The following is a 21,717-nucleotide window of genomic DNA, read 5'->3' on the forward strand; positions in this document are numbered from 1 at the left end:
ATGCCGCAGGGTTTTGTATGATTGCCGCATCTTGGTTGGATATGACGATGTAATGCCCATAATGCGCCCCTATTTCGAAACGGTCACCATCCCGCCCGAGCGCAGCTTGCAGGTGTTTGACCGCCGCCTGCCGGAGTTTCCGTTCAACTGGCATTACCATCCCGAATTCGAACTGACGCTGACGGTGAATGGCAGCGGCCTATCCTTCGTCGGGGATCATGTCGGCCCTTATGGCGATGGCGATCTGGTGCTGATCGCGCCCAATGTGCCCCATGCGTTCCAGTCGCAGGCGCTGATCGACAGGGCGGAGTATCACCATGCGGTGGTGTGCTGGTTCACGCAGGAATGGATCACGGGGCTGACCGGATTGGTGCCGGAACTGTCGGCGGTGACGCCACTGCTGGCGCAGGCGCGGCGCGGTTTGCGCTTTGGCCCCGACACGACGGCGCGGCTGCGTGACCGGATGCTGGATATGGGGCAGATGGGCGGGCTGGAACAGGTGCTGTGCCTGCAATCCATCCTTGCCACCCTCGCCACGGCGCGCGACCGCACGCCCCTTGCCAGTGGCGCGATCTCGGTCAGCGAGATGCCCCGCGACCGCGCGCGCCTTGAAAAAGTGCTGGACCACCTGCACGCCCATTACGACGAACCGCTGCGCCTCGCGCCGCTATGTGATCTGGTCCACCTGACGGAAAGCCAGCTTCAGCGTATCTTCAAGCGCAGTGCGCGCATGTCGATCAGCGCCTATGTCCTCCAATTGCGGCTGGGGGCGGCGTGCCAGATGCTGATGCAGACCGACCGCCCCGTGGGGCTGATCGCGACCGAATGCGGTTTTTCCGATGCGGCGGATTTCGCCCGCCGCTTTCGTAAGGCGCGCAAAATGACACCAACGACGTTCCGGCAGGCAATGCGCGGATAATGCGGCACGGGCAGGCGCGCTTGGCTGGTCATTTTGTGGCCTGTACGCTACCGATCTTGCAGGGATTGCCGGACTGTGCCCTGTCATATGCGCGGCGATGCCTGCGCCTTGTCACCCCTTGCAAACAGGTCTGCCGCCGCCCGTGTCCTTTACCATCCGCCAGTTGAACTACTTTGTTGCGGTCGCCGAATACGGGTCGGTCAGCGCGGCGGCGCATTCGCTGAATATCTCGCAAAGTGCGGTGACCGAGGCGATCAAGTTTCTTGAGGCCGATCTGGGCGTGACCCTGTTCGACCGCCATTCGCGCGGGCTGCGCATCACCCATCGCGGCCACCAGTTCCTGCGCCATGCCACCACGATCCTCACCGAAATCTCGGGCGCGCGCCGCGCTTTCAGTGACGAGGCGAAGGCGGCACGCGGCAAGTTGCAACTGGGGATGACCTCGCTTGTCGCGGGCTATGTTATTTCGGACCTGCTGGCGAAATACCGCAGGGCCAATCCCAAGGTGGAAATCAGCGCGATCGAGGAAAGCAGCGAGTATCTGGAGCACCTTTTGATCGGCGGCGAGCTGGACGTGGCGATCATGATGACGACGCGGGTGGCGGACCGCTATGCGCTGCACGCCGAAACGCTGGATGTGTCGCCCTACCGGCTGTGGATGCCCATCGGCCACCCCTTGGCCAGTCAGGACATCATCAGCCTGTCGGACCTGAAGGACGAACCGCTGATTATCCTCAACATTGACGAGATGGAGCGCGAGACCGTCAGCCTGTTGTCGGTTCTGGGCACGCGGCCCAAGATCGCCTTCCGCACCCGTTCGGTCGAGGCGGTGCGCTCGCTTGTGGCAACGGGGGCGGGGGTCGCCCTGCTGCCCGACCTTGTTTACCGCCCCTGGTCGCTGGAAGGGGACCGGATCGAAGCGCGCGATGTGTCGGGGTCTTTGCCGGTGGTGCAGGTGGGTCTGGTCTGGCGCAAAGGGTCCGACCTGTCCGTCGCGGCGCGCGAATTTGTCGAGGTCGCGCAGGCCCACAAGCTGGTTTAGGCGGGTCGCGTCCAGCTATCGGAAAAACCGATAGGGGGTTTCTCAATATAGAATTTGCGATGGGCGAGGCGCTGCCGCACTGTTTGCGGGAGTAGGGCAAACCTGCCGGATGACTCCAAGAGGGAAAACTTCAATGAAAACGGTATTGAAATCAGGAACCGCACTGGTGCTGACGCTGTCGTTTGCGGCGCAAGCTACGGCACAAACAATGATCACGGAACTCGGCGAAGGCGAAGGTCAGGTGAACATCGTCGCTTGGCCAGGCTATCTTGAGCGCGGTGAAACCGACCCGAACTTTGACTGGATCACCGGTTTCGAAGAAGCGACCGGTTGCATGGTCAACATCAAGAACGCCAACACCAGCGACGAGATGGTCGCCCTGATGAACGAAGGCGGGTTCGACCTTGTCACCGCGTCGGGCGATGCGTCGCTGCGCATGGTGGCGGGCAAGCGCGTCCAGCCGATCAACGTGGACCTGATCCCAAGCTGGTCGACCGTGGATGACCGCCTGAAAGAAGCGCCTTGGCACTATGTGGACGGCACCCATTACGGCGTTCCCTACATGTGGGGGCCGAACGTTTTGATGTACTCGACCGAGGTCTTCGACGAGGCGCCGACAAGCTGGGACGTGGTGTTCAAGCCGATGGACCTGCCCGATGGGAAGCCGAACGAAGGCCGCGTGCAGGCCTATGACGGCCCGATCCACATCGCGGACGCCGCCAACTACCTGATGTTCAACCAGCCCGAACTGGGCATCACTTCCCCGTACGAGCTGAACGACGAACAATATGCCGCCGCCCTCGACCTGCTGCGCGGCCAGCGCAAGCTGGTGGGCCGTTACTGGCATGATGCGTTCATCCAGATCGACGACTTCAAGAACGAAGGCATGGCCGCCTCTGGCACTTGGCCGTTTCAGGTGAACCTGCTGAAAGCCGGTGGCGCGCCTGTCGAGTCGACCATCCCGCAGGAAGGGGCCACAGGCTGGGCCGATTCCACCATGATGCATGCGGACGCCGAGAACCCCAATTGCAGCTATATGTGGATGGAACATTCTCTGGCCTCGAACCTGCAATCGGACCTGTCGGTCTGGTTCGGTGCGAACCCTGCGGTGCCTGCGGCCTGTACAGACGGGCGCGGCATGCAAACCGCCGAAGGCTGCACCACCAACGGCATGGATGATTTCGAGCGGATCAAGTTCTGGACCACGCCGGTGTCCTCCTGTGAAAGTCAGGAAAGCTGCGTGCCCTACTACCGCTGGGTATCGGACTATATCGGCGTCATCGGCGGCCGTTAATCCCTCACATCCCCCGTCCCGCCGCCGCCCTGTGGTGGCGGGACCAGAACTGGTAATATCATGACTTCTGCAATCGGTTTTTCCGGCGTGTCGCGCCACTATGGCGACGTGCGTGCTGTTGATAATCTCAATCTGGATATCGCCGAAGGCGAATTCTTTGCCATGCTGGGGCCGTCCGGTTCCGGTAAGACCACAAGCCTGCGGCTGATCGCGGGGTTCGAACAGCCCACAGCGGGTGAAATCCGCATTTTCGGGCAGGTGGCGCAGGGCATCCCGCCCTATAAGCGTAATGTGAACACGGTGTTTCAGGACTATGCCCTGTTTCCGCATCTAAACGTGCGCGACAACGTCGCCTATGGGCTGATGATCGCGGGCCAGCCCAAGCGCGCGCGGCTGAAAGCGGCGGATGCCGCGTTGGAGATGGTCGCCCTTGGCGGCTATGGCAGCCGCAAACCGTCCGAACTGTCGGGCGGGCAACGCCAGCGCGTGGCCCTCGCGCGTGCGCTGGTGAACGAGCCCAAGGCGCTGTTGCTGGACGAACCGCTTGGCGCGCTGGACCTGAAGCTGCGCGAACAGATGCAAGAGGAACTCAAGACCCTTCAGCGCAGCCTTGGCATCACCTTTATCTTCGTCACCCATGATCAGGGCGAGGCGCTGTCCATGGCCGACCGCGTGGCGGTGTTCAACGAAGGGCAGGTCGTGCAGATCGGCGCGCCCGAGGATATCTATTACCGCCCCGAAACCCCGTTCGTGGCGGATTTTGTCGGCTCTTCCAACGTGTTGCCGCCTGAGTTTGTGCACCAACTGACCGGACAGCGTGCCTATGGCGCGGTGCGCCCCGAAGCGGTGCGGCTGGCCGAACAGGGGCAAAGCGCGGTCGTGCGCAGCGCCAGCTTCCTTGGCGCGGCGACCCGCGTGAACATGTCCGTGGGGGACGTGCCGATGACCATGCTGCTGCCCAAGGGCGGCAACGTGCCCAAGGCGGGCGACACGATCACTGTGGATTGGGCGGCAGAGGATCTGCACGTGATGGCCGCGCAATGACCGATACCGCATCCCCCCATGGCGGCGGGGTTCTGACCCGCCTGTCCGACACGCTATGGCGCAAGCCAAAGCTGTTGGTCTTCCTGCTGATCCTGCCGCCCGCGCTGTGGCTGGGCATCATCTACCTCGGGTCGCTGTTCGCGCTGCTGGCGCAAAGCTTTTTCTCGATCGACGAGTTCACGGGCATCATCCAGTACGAATTCACCCTCAAAACCTATGGCGAGCTGTTCCGCCCGTCGAATTTCGACATCATCATCCGCACGGTTGTGATGTCTGCCGCGGTCACCATCGGGGCGGCGATCCTCGGCTTTCCGGTGGCCTATTATGCGGCGCGCTATGCCAAGGGGAAATGGAAGGCTATCTTCTACCTCGGGGTGATGATGCCGCTGTGGTCCAGCTATCTGGTCAAGGTCTATTCATGGAAGCTGATCCTTGCCAAAGAGGGCATTCTGAACTGGCTGTTCGAGACCTTGCATCTGGGCTGGCTGCTGAATGCCTATCTGTCGATTCCGGTGATCGGGGGCAATTCCTTGTCGGTCAGCACCACCGGCACCTTCCTTGTCTTTCTCTATGTATGGCTGCCTTTCATGATCCTTCCCATTCAGGCCTCGCTCGAACGGGTGCCGCATTCCATGCTCGAAGCGTCCGGCGATCTGGGCGCGCATCCGGCGCAGACCTTCCGCCATGTGCTGTTTCCGCTGGCCTTGCCGGGGGTGATTGCAGGGTCGATCTTTACCTTCTCGCTGACCTTGGGGGATTACATCATTCCCCAGATCGTCGGCACGTCGCGCCGGTTTATCGGGCAGGCGGTCTATGCCTATCAGGGCACGGCCGGAAACATCCCGCTCGCCGCCGCCTTTGCCGTGGTGCCGATCCTGTTGATGGCGGTGTATCTGTGGATCGCAAAACGTCAGGGGGCTTTCGATGCACTCTGATCGCGCGCCTCTTGGCCTCAAACTCGCCGCCGCCTTCGGGCTGGCCTTCATGCACCTGCCGATCTTGCTGATCTTTGTCTATGCGTTCACGACCGAAGACAAATCCTACCAGTGGCCACCCCCGGGGTTCACGGTGAAATGGTTCGCCGTCACTTGGGGCCGCTCGGACGTGTGGGAGGCATTGCAGCTGTCCATCAAGGTCGCCGCGATCTCGACCGTTATCGCGCTGGTGCTGGGCACGTTGTGCGCCGCCGCCGTCAGCCGGACGAAGTTCTTCGGACGCGAGGCGATTTCCCTGATGGTGATCCTGCCGATTGCCTTGCCAGGGATCATCACGGGCATCTCGCTGCGCTCGGCCTTCAATCTGGCGGACATTCCGTTCAGCTTTTGGACCATCGTTCTGGGCCACGCGACCTTTTGCGTTGTCGTTGTCTATAACAACGCGGTGGCGCGGTTCCGGCGTGTGTCGGGCAGCCTTGTCGAGGCGTCGATGGACCTTGGCGCGAACAGTTTCCAGACGTTCCGCTATGTCATCCTGCCCAATATCTCGACCGCGCTTCTGGCGGGGGGGATGCTGGCCTTTGCCCTGTCTTTTGACGAGGTGATCGTGACGACATTCACCGCCGGACAGCAGCAGACGCTGCCGATCTGGATGCTCGAAGAGCTGGTCCGCCCGCGCGAACGCCCCGTCACCAATGTGGTGGCCATGGTCGTGGTGCTGGTTACATTCCTGCCGATCCTCGGCGCATATTACCTGACGCGCGGCACCGACACGGTTGCCGGTCAGGGCAAGTAAACAAACAGGAGAGTTCTGATGGAAACCAATATGCTGATCGGCGGCGCTTTCGAGGCAGGCACCGATGTAGAGGAAACGGTGCTGAACCCACGCACCGGAGAGCTGATCCTCAACCTGCCCGAAGCGAATGCGGGCCAGATCGACCGCGCGGTGGCGGCGGCGCGGGCGGCCTTTGGCCACTGGTCGCGCACCACCCCGTCCGAAAGGTCGTCCAAACTGCTGGCCATTGCGGACGCGATCGAGGCCAACCTTGAGGAACTCGCACAGCTTGAGGCGCTGAACTGCGGCAAGCCGATCAACGAGGTCCGCAACGAGGAAGTGCCCGCCGTGGCCGATTGCTTCCGCTATTTCGCGGGCGCGGTGCGCAACATGCACACGGCGGCTGCGGGCGAGTATATGGAAGGGCACACATCCATGCTGCGCCGCGATGCCATCGGTGTGGTGGTGTCGATTGCGCCGTGGAACTACCCGCTGATGATGATGGCGTGGAAACTCGCACCGGCCTTGGCAGGGGGCAACACGGTCGTGCTGAAACCGTCCGAACAGACACCGCTTACGGCGATGAAGCTGGCCAAGCTAATGGCCGACATCCTGCCCGAAGGGGTGGTGAACGTGGTCGTGGGGCAGGGGGCGAGCGTGGGTAACACACTGATCAGCCACCCTGACGTCGATATGGTTTCGATCACGGGCGATGTGGCCACGGGCAAGAAGGTGATGCAGGCCGCGTCGAAAACCGTCAAACGCACCCATCTGGAACTGGGCGGCAAGGCCCCTGTCATCGTTTTTGATGATGCCGATCTGGGCCGTGTGGTCGAGGGCTTGAAAGCCTTTGGCTATTACAACGCCGGTCAGGACTGTACTGCCGCCTGCCGCATCTACGCGGGGCCGAAAATCTATGAAAAGCTGGTGGCGGAACTGTCCTCTGCCGTGTCCACTATCGTCTATGACAATGCCGATGACACGCTGAACGAAATCCCGCCGCTGATCTCGGTCCGTCAACGCGACCGCGTGGCAAGCTTTGTCGAACGCACCCGCGAACACGCCCATATGGAAGTGACCACAGGTGGCAAACTGCACGAGGGCAACGGGTTCTACTACCAGCCCACCGTGATCGCAGGCGCGCTGCAAAGCGACGAGATTGTGCAACGCGAGGTCTTTGGCCCCGTCGTGTCCGTCACCCGCTTTACCGAGGCGGAACAGGCAGTGGAATGGGCCAACGACAGCGACTATGGCCTCGCCTCATCCATCTGGACGCAGGATGTGGGCCGCGCGATGGATGTGTCGAGCCGCATGCGCTACGGCTGCACATGGGTGAACACGCACTTCATGCTGGTAAACGAAATGCCCCATGGCGGACTGAAACAGTCCGGCTATGGCAAGGATATGTCGATGTACGCGCTGGAAGATTACACAGCCGTGCGTCACGTTATGATCGCTCACTGAACAGGCGGCGCGGCAGGGACCCCCTTGCCGCGCTGCACCCCTTGCGAAACCTAGCTGTTACGCGGCGAGGTCGACCCAGACCGGCACGTGATCCGACGGTTTTTCCTCGCCCCGCACCTGTTTGTCGATCTGGCAGTCGGTCATCATGTCCGCACAGGCAGGCGACATCAGGAAATGGTCGATGCGGATGCCATCGTCGCGGTTCCACGCCCCCGCCTGATAATCCCAGAATGAATAGTGACCGGGCCCGTGGGTGCGTACGCGGAACGCTTCGGTCAGGCCAAGGTTCAGCAGGCGGCGGAACGCGGTGCGGGATTCAAGCCGGAACAGTGCATCCTCGCGCCACGCGTCAGGGCGGGCGGCGTCTTCGGCCTGCGGGATGATGTTGTAGTCGCCTGCCATCAGGAACGGCGTTTCCTCGGCCAACAAGGCAATAGCGCGGGCGCGCAAACGCTCCATCCATGCCAGTTTGTAATCATACTTCGGTCCCGGCACAGGATTGCCGTTGGGCAGGTACAGCCCGCATATGCGCACGGCCTCACGCTCGCCCATCACCGTCGCCTCGATATAGCGGGCCTGTTCGTCACTGTCGTCACCGGGCAGGCCGCGGGTCACATCCTCAAGCGGCAGCTTGGACAGGATGGCGACGCCATTGAACGACTTCTGACCATGGGTTTCCACGTTATAGCCGCGATCCTCGAACAGCTCGCGCGGGAAATTCTCGTCCACCGACTTGATCTCTTGCAGCAGGACCACATCAGGCTGCGCGTCATCCAGCCAGCGGGGCAGGGCGTCAATCCGTGCCTTGATGCCGTTGATGTTGAACGTGGCGATTTTCATGGGATGACCTTTCGGCTGGGACGGGTTGAGGTTTGAACGATGTGGTGCGGGATCGCAAGGGGGCTTTGGCGGGCCCTCGTGGTGGCGATTCGAGAGGTTAACGGAGCCCATTGCATCCTTGAGGCCGCATTTGACGCGCCAAACCGGCCTGTGGACAAAAGTTTTTTCGCCTTAGCATTTGCAGCCGGATGTCGCGGCGGTCAGGTGGTTCTAAGGTGTTGTTAATGTGGATAAGTTTTTACAAATTCCCGCTTAACGAGAAAACACTTTTCAGGCGCGATATTTCTCGCGCATCGTCAAAACACTGCAACCCTGAATTGAAATACAGAAAGAAAGAGACCGCTATGTCTGCACTTCGTAAGATCACTATTGCTCGTGAAATCGCCCCTTCCGCCGCCCTGCACAGCGGGGACGCGACGGGGATGTTCTCCTCGGGATCGGCCCCCGTGGCGCTCGCTGATGGCATGGCGGGTGACGGGGTGGAGATGTTCTCCTCCGGCTCTGCACCGGTGATGGGCGGGATGGACGCGGGGCAGGGCGTGTCCATGTTCTCCTCCGGATCGGCGCCCACATGCGGGACCACCACGACAGGCGGTCTGACGGGCCTGTTCTCCTCCGGTTCCTGAGCCGTTCGCGGCGGGGTGTTTGTGCACGCATTGAAAGGACGCACGTCATGTCGAATATCATTGCCCTCAACATCCCGCCGCGCCGTCAGCGCCTGACCGATCGGGTCGGGCCGTTGCTGGCCTGCTTTGCCCGCCATCGCCGCATCGAAGAAGATGTGTTCTGGCTGAAGGAAATTGCCGAACTGCTGAACATTCTGGAATGTACCGGCCAACACACCTCGCAGCAGGCGCTGGCACCACTGGCGGGGTTCTATGACGCCTTGCCCGAACGATTGGCGTTTTTTCCGCAATATTACCGTTTCCTGCTGTCCATCGGCCTCGACCTCGAAGACCTCGGCGCAGGCAATGGGCAGATGGAGCGTTTGTGCGCCTTTGCCGCCACCCAAGGTCTGCCGCAGGCGGAGTTGAGCGATCTGCAACGCGCCGAAGCGCGCCGGTTGCTGGCCCGTCGCGGGGTCAGCGATGGATCGGATGCGGGGCTGGGTGATCGGTTGCACGCCTTTATCAACCGCACGGCGACCTTCGCGCTGCCCAACAAAAAGGCCGCGTACGAGCTGACCCATATCGTGTTCTACCTGTCGGAATACGGGCGGCGTGACCCGAAACTGGACGCGGCGGCGCGCACCAGCCTGCACTATGCGGGCATCATCGCCTATCTGGATCAGGATTTTGACCTGCTGGCCGAGATATGCGTGGCGCTGGTGCAAGCGGGATGTCCCGTGCCGACCCTGTGGGGGGATGCAGTGCGCGCCAATCTGAATGCATTCGAGGTGGTCGCAGGCGGGGACAGCCCGCAGGGCGACGCCTATCACGAATACCTAGTGTCGACTTGGGCCGCCTGTGAAATGGGCGCGGACGACATCGGCGCGGCCATCCCCGACGGGCGCTGTACCTTCAGGCGCGGGCATGCGGCTTCGGGGGCATTGCGCGCCGTGTCCGGTGCACTGCTGTCCTTTGAAGGGGCGCGAAGCGGCGATTGGGGCAGTATGCAGCACATATTATATGCCGCCCTCGACGATCATGCCGCCGCGCTGTTATCGGACTGCGCCGCCAGCGCGCCGCAATTCCCAGAATTCTTCGAAACATTCGCCCGCGCCAGTGCGCAGGCGCGCTAGATCACATCGAAAACGACGTACCGCAGCCGCAAGAACTGGTCGCGTTCGGGTTCTCGATCACGAAACGTGCGCCGATCAGTTCCTCGGAAAAGTCGATGACGGCGTTGGACAGGAAGGGCAGGCTGATCGAATCGACCACAACCTTCTGACCCGCGCCTTCCAGCACCAGATCGTCGCTTTTGGGTTCATCCAGCGCGATTTCATACTGGAATCCCGAACATCCGCCCCCTTCCACGGCGACGCGCAGGGCCTGTCCCTGATCGGCCGCGCCGATCTCGGCAAGGCGTTCAAAAGCGCGGGGCGTGACGGTGGGGGGCAATTGCATGGCAAACTCTCCGAAAAGGCGCGTTTCATCTGCGCCGCAATTGCAATATATGGGCGCAAAGAACTGGCGACAAGGATAAGGCAGATGTCCGCGCCCTTTGCATCCGATCCCGCCCGCGCCCGAGGACGGCGCTGGCCCGAGGAAGAATCCGATTTTCGCTCGTGCTTTCAGCGCGACCGCGACCGCATCATCCATGCCTCGGCCTTCCGGCGGTTGAAACACAAGACGCAGGTCTTCGTTGAACACGAAGGCGACTACTTTCGTACGCGCCTGACCCATTCCATCGAGGTGGCGCAGGTGGCGCGCACCATCGCGGGCGCTTTGGGCCTGAACGGAGAGCTGACGGAGGCCGTGGCGCTGGCGCATGACCTTGGCCACCCGCCCTTCGGTCACACGGGCGAGGACGCGCTGCATGATCTGATGGCCCCCTATGGCGGCTTTGATCACAATGCCCAAGCGGTCAAGATCGTCACGCGGCTTGAATGCCATTACGCGGCCTTTGACGGGTTGAACCTGACATGGGAAACCCTTGAAGGCATTGCGAAACATAACGGCCCCGTGGTGGGCGATCTGCCGTTCGCGCTGGCCGAATATGACGCTGAACATGATCTGGAACTGTCGACCCACGCCAGTGCCGAGGCACAGGTGGCCGCATTGTCGGACGACATCGCCTATAACAACCACGATTTGCACGACGGTCTGCGCGCCGGATTGCTGGACGAAAAGGATGTGGAGGCGCTGCCCATTGCTTGCGACGCCTATCGCGAGGTCGACGCGGCCTATCCCGGCTTGGACCCGATCCGCCGCCGTCACGAGGCATTGCGGCAGGTGTTCGGCGCAATGGTAAGCGATGTGATCAACACGTCGCGCGGGTTGCTGGCGCAAAGCGGGGCGCAATCGGTCGAGGATATCCGCCATTTGGGCCGTCCCGTCATCCGGTTCTCGGATGCGATGTGGGCCGATCTGCAGGTGATCCGCGCCTATCTGTTCAACAATATGTATCGTGCGCCGTCCGTGATGCTCAAGCGCGAGGAAGTGTCCAAAGTCGTCATGGACCTGTTTCCTGCCTTTCTAGCGCGCCCCGAACTCCTGCCCGAGCGCTGGCAGGGGCAGGTGCGCGAGGCCAAGGGTGACACAACGGTTCTGGCGCGGCTGACGGCGGACTATATTGCAGGCATGACCGACCGCTTTGCCTTTCAGGAACATGACCGTCTGTTTTCCTGACAACGACCCGCCATGCCTTGACGCAAAGGGCATCTCTGGTACACCCGCGAAACCTCAGACAACAGGCAATACACATGAACCTTTTCGCCGATATCCGTGGCCTCGTACACGACACGCTTGATGCAATGACCGAAGCGGGGCAACTGCCCGCCGGACTGTCCTTTGACAACGTGACTGTCGAACCCCCGCGAGATGCGGCGCATGGCGATATGGCGACCAATGCGGCGATGGTGCTGGCCAAGCCTGCGGGTCTGAAGCCACGCGACATTGCCGAGCAACTGGCCGAGCGTCTGACGCAGGATGCGCGCATCGCCAGCGCCGAGGTCGCAGGCCCGGGGTTCCTGAACCTGCGGCTGGCCCCGTCCCAGTGGCAGGGCGTCGTGGGCGCGGTTCTGGCCTCTGGTACTGACTTTGGCCGCTCCGACCTTGGGGCGGGCAAGAAGGTGAACGTGGAATATGTGTCGGCCAACCCGACCGGCCCCCTGCATGTGGGCCACACACGGGGCGCGGTCTTTGGTGATGCGCTGGCCTCGCTGCTGGACTTTGCCGGTTTCGACGTCACCCGCGAATATTACATCAACGATGGCGGCGCGCAGGTCGATGTGCTCGCGCGGTCGGTCTACCTGCGCTATCTCGAGGCGCACGGCCAAGAGGTCGTGTTCCCCGATGGCACCTATCCGGGCGACTATCTGGTCGAAGTGGGCGAGGCGCTGAAAAACAAGGTTGGCGTGGCCTATCTGGATGCCGATGAATCCGTCTGGCTTGAGGATGTGCGGACCTTCGCGACCCAAGCCATGATGGACCTGATCCGCGCCGATCTCGCCTCCCTCGGGGTCGAGATGGACCGGTTCTATTCGGAAAAGTCGCTTTATGGCACGGGCCTGATCGAATCCGCGATCGAGGATCTGAAGTCCAAGGGCCTGATCTATGAAGGCACGCTTGAGCCGCCCAAGGGCAAAGTCCCCGAAGATTGGGAACCCCGCGTGCAGACCCTGTTCAAATCGACAGAACATGGCGACGATGTGGACCGTCCGGTGAAGAAATCCGACGGCGGCTGGACCTATTTCGCGCCCGATATCGCCTATCACTTCGATAAGGTGCAGCGCGGCTATGATGCGCTGATCGACGTGTTCGGTGCGGATCACGGCGGCTATGTCAAACGGATGAAGGCGGCTGTCAGTGCGCTGTCGGGCGGTTCGGTGCCGCTGGATATCAAGCTGACGCAGCTGGTGAAGCTGTACAAGAACGGCGAGCCGTTCAAGATGTCCAAGCGGGCAGGGACGTTCGTGACCCTGCGCGATGTGGTGGATCAGGTCGGCCCCGGAGTTACCCGTTTCCACATGCTGACGCGCAAGAACGACGCGCCGCTGGATTTCGATTTCGACAAGGTGCTGGAACAAAGCCGCGACAACCCTGTCTTCTACGTACAATACGCCCACGCACGTGTGGCATCCGTCCTGCGCAAGGCGCGCGAGGCGGGGATTGATGTGGATGACACCGCACTGGCCAGCGCCGATCTGTCACGGCTGGATCACGAGGCCGAACTGGCGCTCGCGGGCAAGCTGGCGGAATGGCCGCGCATGGTTGAAACCGCCGCGCGCAGCAATGAACCCCACCGGATCGCATTCTACCTCAACGATCTGGCGGCGGCCTTCCACGGGCTGTGGAACCGCGGCAATGACGTGCCCAGTTTGCGCTTTGTGCAGGACGACGCAGCGGCGACTCAGGCAAAAATTGCCCTCGCGCGTGCCTGCGGCGTTGTAATTGCGGCGGGCCTTGGTATTCTTGGCGTGCAACCAGCCGAAGAGCTGCGCTAGGCCCCGCCAAAGGGGCACCACAGGCACAACTTCCCAACGCTCCCGTTACGGGTGCTTTTGACAAATAGATGATCTGCGCTGGCACGTATCGGCGCGGACGATGAGGCAAAGATGGCAGATATGAATTACACCCATGATATGGGGTATGTGGGCTATGACGACGCGCACCACGACCCTGTTAGGCCCTCCAACCCTTTGAAACTAGGCGCTAATCTGGCGGGCGCGGCTGTGTCGCTGGCGCTGATCGCCGGTGTTGGGGTCTGGGGTTACAAGCTGATCGTGCGCGATGTGTCGGGCATTCCTGTGGTGCGCGCCATGTCCGGTGACATGCGTGTGCGCCCCACCGATCCGGGTGGACAGCTGGCCCGCAACACCGGCCTTGCCGTGAACGAAGTCGCTGGTGCAGGGCAGGCCGCTGGCCCCGTGGATCGCGTGGTTCTGGCCCCCAAACCCGTCGATCTGAGCGACGAAGACCAGCCCATGACCGCCGCAATGGTGGCACCTGTGCAACAGCCCGCGCCGCTCAATGTCTCGGCCAGCCTGTCCGAGCCTGTCGATGTCTCTGCCGCGCTGCAAAGCGGTGAGGTGGATGATCTGGTCCGTCAGTTGACCCAAGGGGTCGACACGATTGACGCAGAAATTGACGAAGCGACGCCCGTGCTGGCGAGCCTGTCGGCCGCAGATGTGCCCGCCACGGTGACAAACGCCGTTCTGGTCAAAGGGCCGGGCCCGAAACAGTCGCGCCGCCCGCAACTGCGCCCCGCAAGCGCGCCTGCCGTTGTGGTGCCTGCCGCTGTGACCGCCACCGCCGCGCCGTCCACCAAAGAGATTGACGCCTCGAGCCTGCCCGCAGGCACGCGTCTGGTGCAGCTTGGTGCCTTTGACAGCCCCGAGATTGCCCGTGCCCAGTGGCAAAAGATGGAACACCGTTTTGGCGACTATCTGCAAGGTAAGGACCGGATCGTGCAAACCGCTGAAAGCGGCGGGCGTACGTTTTACCGCCTGCGCGCTCATGGCTTTGCCGACCTCAGCGATGCGCGCCGTTTCTGTTCGGCGCTTGTGGCCGAAGGGGCCGATTGCATTCCGGTTGTGACACGATGAATTTCGGCGCGACCATTCTGGACGCGGATGGGCTGCGCCTCAGCCGTGACGAAATCGCGTTCTTCCGCGAGGCTGACCCGTTCGGGTTTATCCTGTTCGGGCGCAATATCGACACGCCGGATCAGGTCTATGCCCTGTGCAGCGATTTCCGCGAGGCGGTGGGGCGCGATGCCCCCATCACCATTGATCAGGAAGGCGGGCGTGTCCAACGCCTGCGCGCGCCGACATGGACCGATTGGGCCGCGCCACTGGATTTCATCCAAGCTGCCGGTGATGAGGCCGAGCGCGCGATGTACCTGCGCTATCGCCATATTGCGCACGAGTTGAAGGCGTTGACCATCGACAGCAACTGCGCGCCGATGGTCGATCTGATCGTCAAGGACACGCATGATTTCCTGCGCAACCGCTGCTATGGCACGTCGGTCGCGGATGTGGCGGCCTTGGGCCGTGCGGCGGCCAATGGGATGCTGGATGGCGGCGTTCTGCCTGTGCTGAAACACATCCCCGGACACGGGCGCACCGATCTGGACAGCCATTTCGATCTGCCCCGCGTGCACACCGAACTGGACGAACTGCGAGAGACCGACTTTACCCCTTTCCGCGCCCTCAATGACCTGCCCATGGGGATGACGGCGCATGTGGTGTACGAGGCGGTGGACGAAGCACCTGCCACCCTGTCTGCTGACATGATGGGGCTGGTGCGCAACGACATCGGCTTTGACGGGCTGATCATGACCGATGATATCGGGATGAAAGCCCTGTCCGGCAGCATCGCCCAGATCAGCCAGACAGCACTGGCCGCAGGCTGCGACGTGATCCTGCAATGCAACGCGCCGCTGGCCGACCGTATCACCTGTGCCAACGCCGCAGGGCAGATGACCGATGCCGTACAGGCCCGCGCACTGGCCGCGCTGGACGCCCGCAGAAAACCCGATGACATTGACATTGCCGCGCTCACCGCCGAACTTGAGGTGCTGTTGAGCGGGCGACCATATGGCTGACGACACCTTTCAAGAAGACACGATGTCCGTCGCGGATCGCCTTGCCGCCGAGGCGCTGATCATCGACGTGGATGGCTATGAAGGGCCGCTGGATGTGCTGCTGACGCTGTCGCGCACGCAAAAGGTCGATCTGCGCAAGATTTCCGTGTTGCAACTGGCGCGCCAGTATCTGGCCTTTGTCGAAAGGGCCAAGGCGCTGCGGCTGGAACTGGCGGCGGATTATCTGGTGATGGCCGCGTGGCTGGCCTTTCTCAAATCGCGCCTTCTGCTGCCGCCCGACCCGACCGAGGAAGGCCCCTCGGGCGAGGAACTGGCCGCGCATCTGGCGTTCCAGCTTGAACGATTACAGGCGATGCGCGATGCCGCTGCGCGCCTGATGGCGCGGGACCGGCTGGGGCGCGATTTCTTTGCCCGTGGCCAGTCCGAGATGGTGATGCGGGTGCGCAAGGTGACCTATTCAGCCACGCTTCTGGACCTGATGCAGGGCTATGCCCGTATCCGCACGCGCGACGAATTCCGCCCCTTTGTAATGGATCGTGACGCGGTCTTTACAATGGAACAGGCGCTGGACAGGATGCGCGGATTGATCGGCTATGCGGGGGACTGGACCGATATCCTGTCCTATCTGCCCGAAGGGTGGGAGGCGGACCCGATCAAGCGGCGCTCGGCCACGGCGGCGACCTTTGCCGCCTCGCTTGAACTGGTCAAGGAAGGGCATCTGGAAATCCGCCAGACCGAATCCTTCGCGCCGATCCAGTTGCGCAAGCGAGACGTGCCGCGCGATGTGCATTGATGCAAGGTGTAGAACGTGACGCAAGAGGCTGAAGACAAAGAAGAAAGCCTGTTCGAAGCCCCCCCGATGGCCGAGCAGGAGCGGATGATCGAAGCGATCCTGTTCGCCACCGCCGAACCGATCACCGTGCGCGAACTGGCCGCACGGATGCCCCACGGCTGCGACCCTGCCGAGGCGCTTGTCTATCTGCGCAAGCGCTATGAAGGGCGCGGGGTGCGCGTGGTCAAGGTGGGGGACGCATGGGCGATCCGCACCGCGCCCGACCTCGGTTTCCTCATGCAGCGCGAAACGGTCGAGACGCGCAAACTGTCCCGCGCGGCCATCGAAACGCTCGCCATCATCGCCTATCACCAACCCGTCACCCGCGCCGAGATCGAAGAAATCCGCGGCGTCAGCGTTAGCCGTGGCACCGTCGATCAGTTGCTAGAGATGGAGTGGATCCGTTTCGGGCGGCGCAAGATGACACCGGGGCGGCCTGTGACCTTTGTGGTGACGCAATCCTTCCTTGACCACTTCGGCCTCGAAAACGCCCGCGATTTGCCCGGCCTGAAGGAACTGCGCGCCGCTGGCCTGCTTGAGAACCGTCCGCCACCCGGTGTGATACCCGGACCCGAGAGCGAGGACGAAGGCGAAGACGTCGAAGGCCAAAGCGAACTTTTTGAAGATTGACCTGATAATCGCCGCATTTCACGCTATAACTGCACAAAACGAGCAGCAGGCAGGAGGTATCCCATGGGGATGAACCAGATCATCAATATGATCATGCGTATCATCATGCGTAAGGCGATCAATTCCGGCATCAATGCTGGGGTCAAGAAAGTGTCGCGTGGCCGCAATGCACCACGCCAAAACGCGCCGCAACAGCACGCCCATTTCGACGATCTAGACGATGACGCGCCGCCCACCAAGGCCGAAATCCGCCAGTTGCGCCAAGCAAAACGCGCCGCACGGCAGGCCCGTCAGGCCAAGAAAGCGGGCGGCGAATAGGCCCCGAAATCCGGTCAGGAATACCACCGTTGATTGCGCAAGGGCGGTGATCTAGCCTTTCCCCATTGATTTAAGCATGGGGATTTTAGAAATGGCCGACAAGAATATTGGCGCGCATGCGTCCTCGTTTTCTTTGGGGATCACGGTGATCCTTCTTTATGCGATGTTTGTGTCGCTGGTGACCTTCGGCTTTGGCAGCTACATCTACCGCACCGGTTGGCAGATCGAAGCGGCCTCGGGCGGGGCGGTCGATACGGGGGCGGAACACGGCTCTGACATCGACAATCTGCTGCATATCCTCAAAAGCGAACAGGCGATTGAACGCGCCAAACAAGCGCTGGCCGAGGATATCAACGCCTTGCAGGTCGAGGCAGGGACCGTGCAGTCGCGCATCGACCAGTCCTTTGCCGAGATCGCGCGCGCCCGCAATGCCATCGCGGTGCAGGCAACCGTTACCCTTAGCGATATGACGGATTACCAATACGCCTTGCCCGGTGAGGCGCGGAACAAATACGAAAATCTGGCCATCAACGACGCCCTCGCGCCCGATCACAAGGTTCTGGCGTTGCTGGATGTGGTCGAGGTCGGGTTTCAGGATGACAGCTTTGATACCGTTGCCCGCGATGCCTTTGCCGCCTTTCGTAAGGATACCGAGGACAAGTTCGACGCGCTGGTGGCCAATCTGAAATCCATCAACGCCGCCTCCCATGACGTACAGGCCGAGTTGGTGGTGGTGCAGGCGCGCATCCAAGGGATCAAGGACCAGCGCGCCGCGCATGACGAAACGATTGCGGGTCTGCGCCAGACGCTGCCTGCCGGTTCCGTGGCCCGTGCGCGGCTGGCGGCGCTGACGGTCGCAATTCCGTACTTTCCCGACCTGCTGACGCGGCTGGTCAGTTTTCCGACCATTTTCCTGACGCTGATCGTGACCATCGCGGCGGGGGGCTTGGGCACGGTGGTTGCGTTCTCGCGCCGCTACTACTCTGCCGCCAATGCCGAAGACCTGACCCTGTCGCGCCTGTTCGTGAATGTAGGCGAAGGGATCGCGGCGGCCATCGCGATTTTCCTGTTTTCCGGCGCGGGAATGCTGGCGCTGACCCAAGGGGGCGGGGCGATCAATGACGTCGAACTCAGCCCCTATACGGTGGCCTTTGTCGCCTTTCTGTCTGGGTTCATGGCCGAAGACGCCTTTGCCTCGATCCAAGCGGCGGGCAAGCGAATTTTCAACACCGAGGACAAGGATAAAGAGGAGATATTGGCCGAAGCGCGCGCCTTGGTGGCGCAGGCAGAGGCCAAGGGCGCGTCCTAAGGGGCGGCGAAATGTTTGGAGAGTTTCAGGCCCTGACCCTGATAGTTTGACGCGATGCCCGCGCCATAAAGCTGTGCAGGGCGCTGCGCCATTTTTTCGTAGATCAGGCGGCCGACGATCTGACCGTGTTCCAGCACAAAAGGTGCCTCGTGGCAGCGGACCTCAAGCACCCCGCGCGAGCCGATCCCGCCCGCCGCATCATGGCCAAAGCCGGGGTCGAAAAAGCCCGCGTAATGCACGCGGAATTCCCCGACCATCGCAAGATAGGGCGCCATTTCAGCGGCATAGTCGGGCGGGATATGTACCGCCTCGCGGCTGACCAGAATATAGAACGCACCGGGGTCCAGAATGATCTGGCCGTCGTTGCCGTGCACTTCTTCCCAGAACTCCGCCGGATTGTAGAACCCGATTCGATCCAGATCGATCACGCCTGTGTGCGGCTTGGCACGGTAGCCGACAAGGGTGGAGCCCCCCAGCCGCAGGTCCACGGAAAAGCCGAGCCCTTCGTCAATCACCGCGGTGCCGTCGACCAGCGGCGTCTGGTCGTGCAGGCTGCGCAGGGCGTCATCGTCCAGCACGGCCTGACCCTGCCGGAACCGGATCTGGTTCAGCCGCATACCGGGGCGCACAAGAACAGAGAAGGAGCGGGGGCAAATTTCGGCAAATAGCGGGCCGGAATAGCCTGCGGTGATGCGGTCAAATTCGGTCCCGCCATCGCAGATCGTGCGTGTCAGCAAATCCAGCCGTCCGGTCGAGCTTTTGGCATTGGCGACCGCCTGCACATCGCGGGGCAGGTCGAGCCGTTCCATCAGCGGCACGACATAGACACAGCCCTTTTCCAGAACCGCACCATCCGTCAGATCGACGCGGTGCATCTCGAACTCTTCCAGACGCTCGGAGACCGTGCGCCCATGTCCGGCAAGGAACGAGGCGCGCACGCGATAGGCGACTTGGCCAAGGCGGAGATCGAGGCTGGCGGGTTGGATCTGGGCAGGGGTGATCGCGGGGCGTGCAGAAATCACGCCGGTCTGGATCATGTCGTTCAGTTGACTGTCGGAAATAACACCGGTCATCCTGTTCCCCCTTGGCCCAAATGCGTCAGGGCGAAAACAGTGCAATGCCCCGTAGCGCTAGGGCGGGTGTTTTTGGTCGGGCTAGCAGGACTCGAACCTGCGACCTTCCGTCCCCCAGACGGACGCGCTACCAGGCTGCGCCATAGCCCGACTTGTGGGGTCTCATACCCGATCTGTGGCCGAGGGCAAGGGAGAATTCGCACTTGCACGCGTATCTTAGCGCGGATCGCGTCGCGCACTGGCCATCTGGTCGCGCACAGCGGTCAATTGCGCCAGTAGGGGGCGCAATTCGGCGGCCTGTTCCGGTGTAACACGGCGCAGTTTGCCGAGTTTGGACAGAACCGAAGGGGCGACGGTAAAGTCGATATCCACATCATCCGGCGCATCAACAATGCGCGGGCGCGGGGTTTGCGATTCTGTGGCCTCGGCGACAGGCTCATCCGCTGCGGTGTCAGCGGGTTCTTCTGCCGCCTCGACCGTGTCTTCCACGGTTTCGGTAGCAGTCTTTGCGCTTTCGTCCTGTTCTTCGGCCTGTGCGGTGTCCGGTTCGGACGCCTGTGCTGGTTCGTCCGCTTTTGGCGTCGCCTCTTCCGGGGCGTCAAAGTCCTGAAACAGGCTGGCTTGCAGTGATTCTTTTGTCGATGTCTCGTCCTCGTCCTGCACGGTGCCGTCGGCATCCTGCGCGCTTTCGGCCTCTGTGGCCTCTGACGCTTCGAACGGCAACGCATCATCGGGCGCGGGGGCGATGTGCTGTGGCTGTTCTGCCACGGCACCCATGTCGGGCGCGGGGGCTGCATCGGTGCCAAACGGCGCGTCGGGGTCGCGTTCGGTGTCACCGTCATCTTCGGGGGCGAGTTTCGGGATCGGGGCGGCGTCCAGATCGGACGCTTTGGGCCGGTCATCGCCGGACGAAGCATCCTGTTCCTCGGACGTGCCAAAGGGACCGTCGGCGTTCTGAGTGGGCAAACCGGCGGGATCGGGATCGACATAGTTCACGGCGGGGCCGGCGTCAGGGTCGCTGAACGGGCCAGCATCCGATGTGATGTCGGGGGCCTCGGCGTCCCTGTTGCCTTCTGCGGTCGGCGTCGGATCGGCCTCGCGCATGATGGTGGGCACGGTTGGGGCAGGGGCCTTGGGCTGGGACGGGCGCACAGGGATCACGTTGTCCGCATCAAGGCCCGACGTGCTGGGTGCGCTGTCGTCCTGTGCATCCGCGTCCGCGAAGGGCCCGCGATCCGAGGATGGAATGGGCGACTGATCCAGCCCCGAAGCGGCACTGTCGAACGGCGCCTTTTCCACGGGCACCGCTGGCGGGGCCTGCACATCTGCGCCATCCGGTTTGGAGGCAAGGTTCGTGTCCACAATGGCCGAGGTTTCATCATCCAGCGGGCGGGACATGTCAGAGACATGCGCCATCCCTTCCTCGCGCAGGATCTTTTGCACGCCCTTGATGGTCAGCCCGTCATCATGCAGCAATTTCCGGATGCCACCCAACAGCAGCATATCGGCAGGGCGGTAATAGCGCCGCCCGCCAGCCCGTTTCACGGGTTTCACTTGGGTGAACTTGCTTTCCCAGAACCGCAGCACATGGGTCTGGACACCGAGCCAGTCGGCCACTTCGGAAATGGTGCGAAAGGCGTCGGCGGATTTGCTCATCGGATCAAGACTTGTTGCCTTCGGCGACGCGGTCTTTCATCAGGTGGGATGGGCGGAATGTCAGAACGCGGCGCGGGTTGATCGGCACTTCTTCTCCGGTCTTCGGGTTGCGACCCACGCGGGCCGACTTGTCCCGTACCGAGAATGTGCCGAACGAAGAAATCTTGACCTGCTCGCCTTTTACAAGGGCGTCAGACATGTGTTCCAGCACGGTTTCAACCAGTTGTGCGCTCTCGTTTCGCGACAATCCGACCTCACGGAAAACGGCTTCGCTTAGGTCCATGCGCGTCAAAGTCTTGTCGGTCATATGCGATCCCCTTTGTCAGAGCATAGTTTGAGGGCAAATTCCGAGTCAATATCAATGGCTTGCGCATTTG

Annotated in this window: 22 protein-coding genes and 1 tRNA gene; 17 read left to right on the plus strand and 6 right to left on the minus strand. The window is 62.0% G+C overall.

The annotated features are described in order from the left end of the window. Positions 1–52 precede the first annotated feature (52 nt). From AC6GQJ_RS01040 to AC6GQJ_RS01070, 7 genes are all read left to right on the plus strand, one after another. Positions 53–919 (plus strand): cupin domain-containing protein, encoded by an 867-nt coding sequence (locus tag AC6GQJ_RS01040; protein ID WP_500770903.1) that lies wholly within the window; start codon positions 53–55, stop codon positions 917–919. 142 nt (positions 920–1,061) lie between these two features. Then, on the plus strand, positions 1,062–1,961 hold the full coding sequence (locus tag AC6GQJ_RS01045) for a LysR family transcriptional regulator (protein ID WP_500770905.1): 900 nt from the start codon (positions 1,062–1,064) through the stop codon (positions 1,959–1,961). A 133-nt stretch (positions 1,962–2,094) separates the two neighbouring features. Then, entirely contained in the window at positions 2,095–3,255 is a 1,161-nt protein-coding gene (locus AC6GQJ_RS01050; protein ID WP_500770907.1) for an ABC transporter substrate-binding protein, read from the plus strand. Positions 3,256–3,315: 60 nt separating this feature from the next. Beyond that, positions 3,316–4,299 (plus strand): ABC transporter ATP-binding protein, encoded by a 984-nt coding sequence (locus AC6GQJ_RS01055; RefSeq protein WP_500770909.1) that lies wholly within the window; start codon positions 3,316–3,318, stop codon positions 4,297–4,299. Then, entirely contained in the window at positions 4,296–5,234 is a 939-nt protein-coding gene (locus AC6GQJ_RS01060) for an ABC transporter permease (protein ID WP_500770911.1), read from the plus strand. Before AC6GQJ_RS01055 ends, AC6GQJ_RS01060 begins: the two co-directional genes overlap by 4 nt. Further along, positions 5,224–6,030 carry an ABC transporter permease gene (locus tag AC6GQJ_RS01065; RefSeq protein WP_500770913.1) on the plus strand — a complete coding sequence of 269 codons (807 nt, stop codon included), beginning with the start codon at positions 5,224–5,226 and terminating at the stop codon, positions 6,028–6,030. The genes AC6GQJ_RS01060 and AC6GQJ_RS01065 overlap by 11 nt, the downstream gene beginning before the upstream one ends. An 18-nt stretch (positions 6,031–6,048) precedes the next feature. Further along, a complete protein-coding gene (locus AC6GQJ_RS01070) occupies positions 6,049–7,473 on the plus strand; it encodes a gamma-aminobutyraldehyde dehydrogenase (RefSeq protein ID WP_500770915.1) in 1,425 nt (474 codons plus the stop codon). Positions 7,474–7,530: 57 nt separating this feature from the next. Here AC6GQJ_RS01070 and xth read toward each other — a convergent pair whose 3' ends face one another. Continuing rightward, positions 7,531–8,313: an exodeoxyribonuclease III gene (gene xth / locus AC6GQJ_RS01075; protein ID WP_500770917.1), complete on the minus strand. Its 783-nt coding sequence runs from the start codon at positions 8,311–8,313 to the stop codon at positions 7,531–7,533. A 344-nt stretch (positions 8,314–8,657) separates the two neighbouring features. On the opposite strand from xth, the gene AC6GQJ_RS01080 reads away from it, so the two are divergent. Together AC6GQJ_RS01080 and AC6GQJ_RS01085 are read left to right on the plus strand one after the other, a co-directional pair. After that, positions 8,658–8,939, plus strand: a complete 282-nt coding sequence (locus tag AC6GQJ_RS01080; protein WP_500770919.1) for a hypothetical protein — start codon at positions 8,658–8,660, stop codon at positions 8,937–8,939. 47 nt (positions 8,940–8,986) lie between these two features. Continuing rightward, positions 8,987–10,054: a DUF6902 family protein gene (locus AC6GQJ_RS01085; RefSeq protein WP_500770921.1), complete on the plus strand. Its 1,068-nt coding sequence runs from the start codon at positions 8,987–8,989 to the stop codon at positions 10,052–10,054. Position 10,055: 1 nt separating this feature from the next. On the opposite strand, the gene AC6GQJ_RS01090 is transcribed toward AC6GQJ_RS01085, so the two are convergent. After that, the gene (locus tag AC6GQJ_RS01090) at positions 10,056–10,379 is read right to left on the minus strand and encodes a HesB/IscA family protein (protein WP_500770923.1); all 324 of its coding nucleotides are present in this window, start codon (positions 10,377–10,379) and stop codon (positions 10,056–10,058) included. 84 nt (positions 10,380–10,463) lie between these two features. Between AC6GQJ_RS01090 and AC6GQJ_RS01095 the strand changes: the two genes are divergently transcribed. The 8 genes from AC6GQJ_RS01095 (at position 10,464) to AC6GQJ_RS01130 (ending at position 18,611) form a co-directional block, all read left to right on the plus strand. Continuing rightward, the gene (locus tag AC6GQJ_RS01095; protein WP_500770925.1) at positions 10,464–11,603 is read left to right on the plus strand and encodes a deoxyguanosinetriphosphate triphosphohydrolase; all 1,140 of its coding nucleotides are present in this window, start codon (positions 10,464–10,466) and stop codon (positions 11,601–11,603) included. Between the two features lie 74 nt (positions 11,604–11,677). Then, positions 11,678–13,420, plus strand: a complete 1,743-nt coding sequence (gene argS, locus AC6GQJ_RS01100; RefSeq protein WP_500770927.1) for an arginine--tRNA ligase — start codon at positions 11,678–11,680, stop codon at positions 13,418–13,420. 111 nt (positions 13,421–13,531) lie between these two features. Then, a complete protein-coding gene (locus AC6GQJ_RS01105) occupies positions 13,532–14,521 on the plus strand; it encodes an SPOR domain-containing protein (RefSeq protein WP_500770929.1) in 990 nt (329 codons plus the stop codon). Continuing rightward, positions 14,518–15,522: a beta-N-acetylhexosaminidase gene (gene nagZ, locus AC6GQJ_RS01110; RefSeq protein WP_500773988.1), complete on the plus strand. Its 1,005-nt coding sequence runs from the start codon at positions 14,518–14,520 to the stop codon at positions 15,520–15,522. The genes AC6GQJ_RS01105 and nagZ overlap by 4 nt, the downstream gene beginning before the upstream one ends. Further along, positions 15,515–16,315: a segregation and condensation protein A gene (locus tag AC6GQJ_RS01115; RefSeq protein ID WP_500770931.1), complete on the plus strand. Its 801-nt coding sequence runs from the start codon at positions 15,515–15,517 to the stop codon at positions 16,313–16,315. The genes nagZ and AC6GQJ_RS01115 overlap by 8 nt, the downstream gene beginning before the upstream one ends. A gap of 66 nt (positions 16,316–16,381) precedes the next feature. Next, entirely contained in the window at positions 16,382–16,984 is a 603-nt protein-coding gene (scpB, locus tag AC6GQJ_RS01120; RefSeq protein ID WP_500773990.1) for an SMC-Scp complex subunit ScpB, read from the plus strand. A 63-nt stretch (positions 16,985–17,047) separates the two neighbouring features. Continuing rightward, positions 17,048–17,302: a hypothetical protein gene (locus AC6GQJ_RS01125; protein WP_500770933.1), complete on the plus strand. Its 255-nt coding sequence runs from the start codon at positions 17,048–17,050 to the stop codon at positions 17,300–17,302. A 91-nt stretch (positions 17,303–17,393) separates the two neighbouring features. Further along, on the plus strand, positions 17,394–18,611 hold the full coding sequence (locus AC6GQJ_RS01130; RefSeq protein ID WP_500770935.1) for a hypothetical protein: 1,218 nt from the start codon (positions 17,394–17,396) through the stop codon (positions 18,609–18,611). On the opposite strand, the gene AC6GQJ_RS01135 is transcribed toward AC6GQJ_RS01130, so the two are convergent. The 4 genes from AC6GQJ_RS01135 to ihfA all read right to left on the minus strand — a co-directional run bounded on the left by AC6GQJ_RS01135 (position 18,608) and on the right by ihfA (position 21,647). Continuing rightward, on the minus strand, positions 18,608–19,684 hold the full coding sequence (locus tag AC6GQJ_RS01135) for a 2'-deoxycytidine 5'-triphosphate deaminase (RefSeq protein ID WP_500770937.1): 1,077 nt from the start codon (positions 19,682–19,684) through the stop codon (positions 18,608–18,610). The two genes, AC6GQJ_RS01130 and AC6GQJ_RS01135, sit on opposite strands and share 4 nt — an antisense overlap. A gap of 73 nt (positions 19,685–19,757) precedes the next feature. Next, positions 19,758–19,834: transfer RNA gene (locus tag AC6GQJ_RS01140), tRNA-Pro, on the minus strand. Positions 19,835–19,900: 66 nt separating this feature from the next. Beyond that, positions 19,901–21,340 carry a MerR family transcriptional regulator gene (locus tag AC6GQJ_RS01145; protein WP_500770939.1) on the minus strand — a complete coding sequence of 480 codons (1,440 nt, stop codon included), beginning with the start codon at positions 21,338–21,340 and terminating at the stop codon, positions 19,901–19,903. A gap of 4 nt (positions 21,341–21,344) precedes the next feature. After that, the gene (gene ihfA, locus AC6GQJ_RS01150; protein ID WP_500770941.1) at positions 21,345–21,647 is read right to left on the minus strand and encodes an integration host factor subunit alpha; all 303 of its coding nucleotides are present in this window, start codon (positions 21,645–21,647) and stop codon (positions 21,345–21,347) included. Between the last annotated feature and the right edge of the window lie 70 nt (positions 21,648–21,717).

The sequence above is a fragment of the Tateyamaria sp. 7Alg 36 genome, assembly GCF_059882455.1.

Bases quoted from the DNA above. Each gene is read 5' to 3' on its own strand.
- AC6GQJ_RS01040 (WP_500770903.1), top strand. From the start codon at position 53: ATGCCCATAATGCGCCCCTATTTCGAAACGGTCACCATCCCGCCCGAG.
- AC6GQJ_RS01050 (WP_500770907.1), top strand. From the start codon at position 2,095: ATGAAAACGGTATTGAAATCAGGAACCGCACTGGTGCTGACGCTGTCG.
- AC6GQJ_RS01055 (WP_500770909.1), top strand. From the start codon at position 3,316: ATGACTTCTGCAATCGGTTTTTCCGGCGTGTCGCGCCACTATGGCGAC.
- AC6GQJ_RS01060 (WP_500770911.1), top strand. From the start codon at position 4,296: ATGACCGATACCGCATCCCCCCATGGCGGCGGGGTTCTGACCCGCCTG.
- AC6GQJ_RS01065 (WP_500770913.1), top strand. From the start codon at position 5,224: ATGCACTCTGATCGCGCGCCTCTTGGCCTCAAACTCGCCGCCGCCTTC.
- AC6GQJ_RS01070 (WP_500770915.1), top strand. From the start codon at position 6,049: ATGGAAACCAATATGCTGATCGGCGGCGCTTTCGAGGCAGGCACCGAT.
- xth (WP_500770917.1), bottom strand. From the start codon at position 8,313: ATGAAAATCGCCACGTTCAACATCAACGGCATCAAGGCACGGATTGAC.
- AC6GQJ_RS01080 (WP_500770919.1), top strand. From the start codon at position 8,658: ATGTCTGCACTTCGTAAGATCACTATTGCTCGTGAAATCGCCCCTTCC.
- AC6GQJ_RS01085 (WP_500770921.1), top strand. From the start codon at position 8,987: ATGTCGAATATCATTGCCCTCAACATCCCGCCGCGCCGTCAGCGCCTG.
- AC6GQJ_RS01090 (WP_500770923.1), bottom strand. From the start codon at position 10,379: ATGCAATTGCCCCCCACCGTCACGCCCCGCGCTTTTGAACGCCTTGCC.
- AC6GQJ_RS01095 (WP_500770925.1), top strand. From the start codon at position 10,464: ATGTCCGCGCCCTTTGCATCCGATCCCGCCCGCGCCCGAGGACGGCGC.
- argS (WP_500770927.1), top strand. From the start codon at position 11,678: ATGAACCTTTTCGCCGATATCCGTGGCCTCGTACACGACACGCTTGAT.
- AC6GQJ_RS01105 (WP_500770929.1), top strand. From the start codon at position 13,532: ATGGCAGATATGAATTACACCCATGATATGGGGTATGTGGGCTATGAC.
- nagZ (WP_500773988.1), top strand. From the start codon at position 14,518: ATGAATTTCGGCGCGACCATTCTGGACGCGGATGGGCTGCGCCTCAGC.
- AC6GQJ_RS01115 (WP_500770931.1), top strand. From the start codon at position 15,515: ATGGCTGACGACACCTTTCAAGAAGACACGATGTCCGTCGCGGATCGC.
- scpB (WP_500773990.1), top strand. From the start codon at position 16,382: ATGGCCGAGCAGGAGCGGATGATCGAAGCGATCCTGTTCGCCACCGCC.
- AC6GQJ_RS01125 (WP_500770933.1), top strand. From the start codon at position 17,048: ATGGGGATGAACCAGATCATCAATATGATCATGCGTATCATCATGCGT.
- AC6GQJ_RS01130 (WP_500770935.1), top strand. From the start codon at position 17,394: ATGGCCGACAAGAATATTGGCGCGCATGCGTCCTCGTTTTCTTTGGGG.
- AC6GQJ_RS01135 (WP_500770937.1), bottom strand. From the start codon at position 19,684: ATGACCGGTGTTATTTCCGACAGTCAACTGAACGACATGATCCAGACC.
- AC6GQJ_RS01145 (WP_500770939.1), bottom strand. From the start codon at position 21,340: ATGAGCAAATCCGCCGACGCCTTTCGCACCATTTCCGAAGTGGCCGAC.
- ihfA (WP_500770941.1), bottom strand. From the start codon at position 21,647: ATGACCGACAAGACTTTGACGCGCATGGACCTAAGCGAAGCCGTTTTC.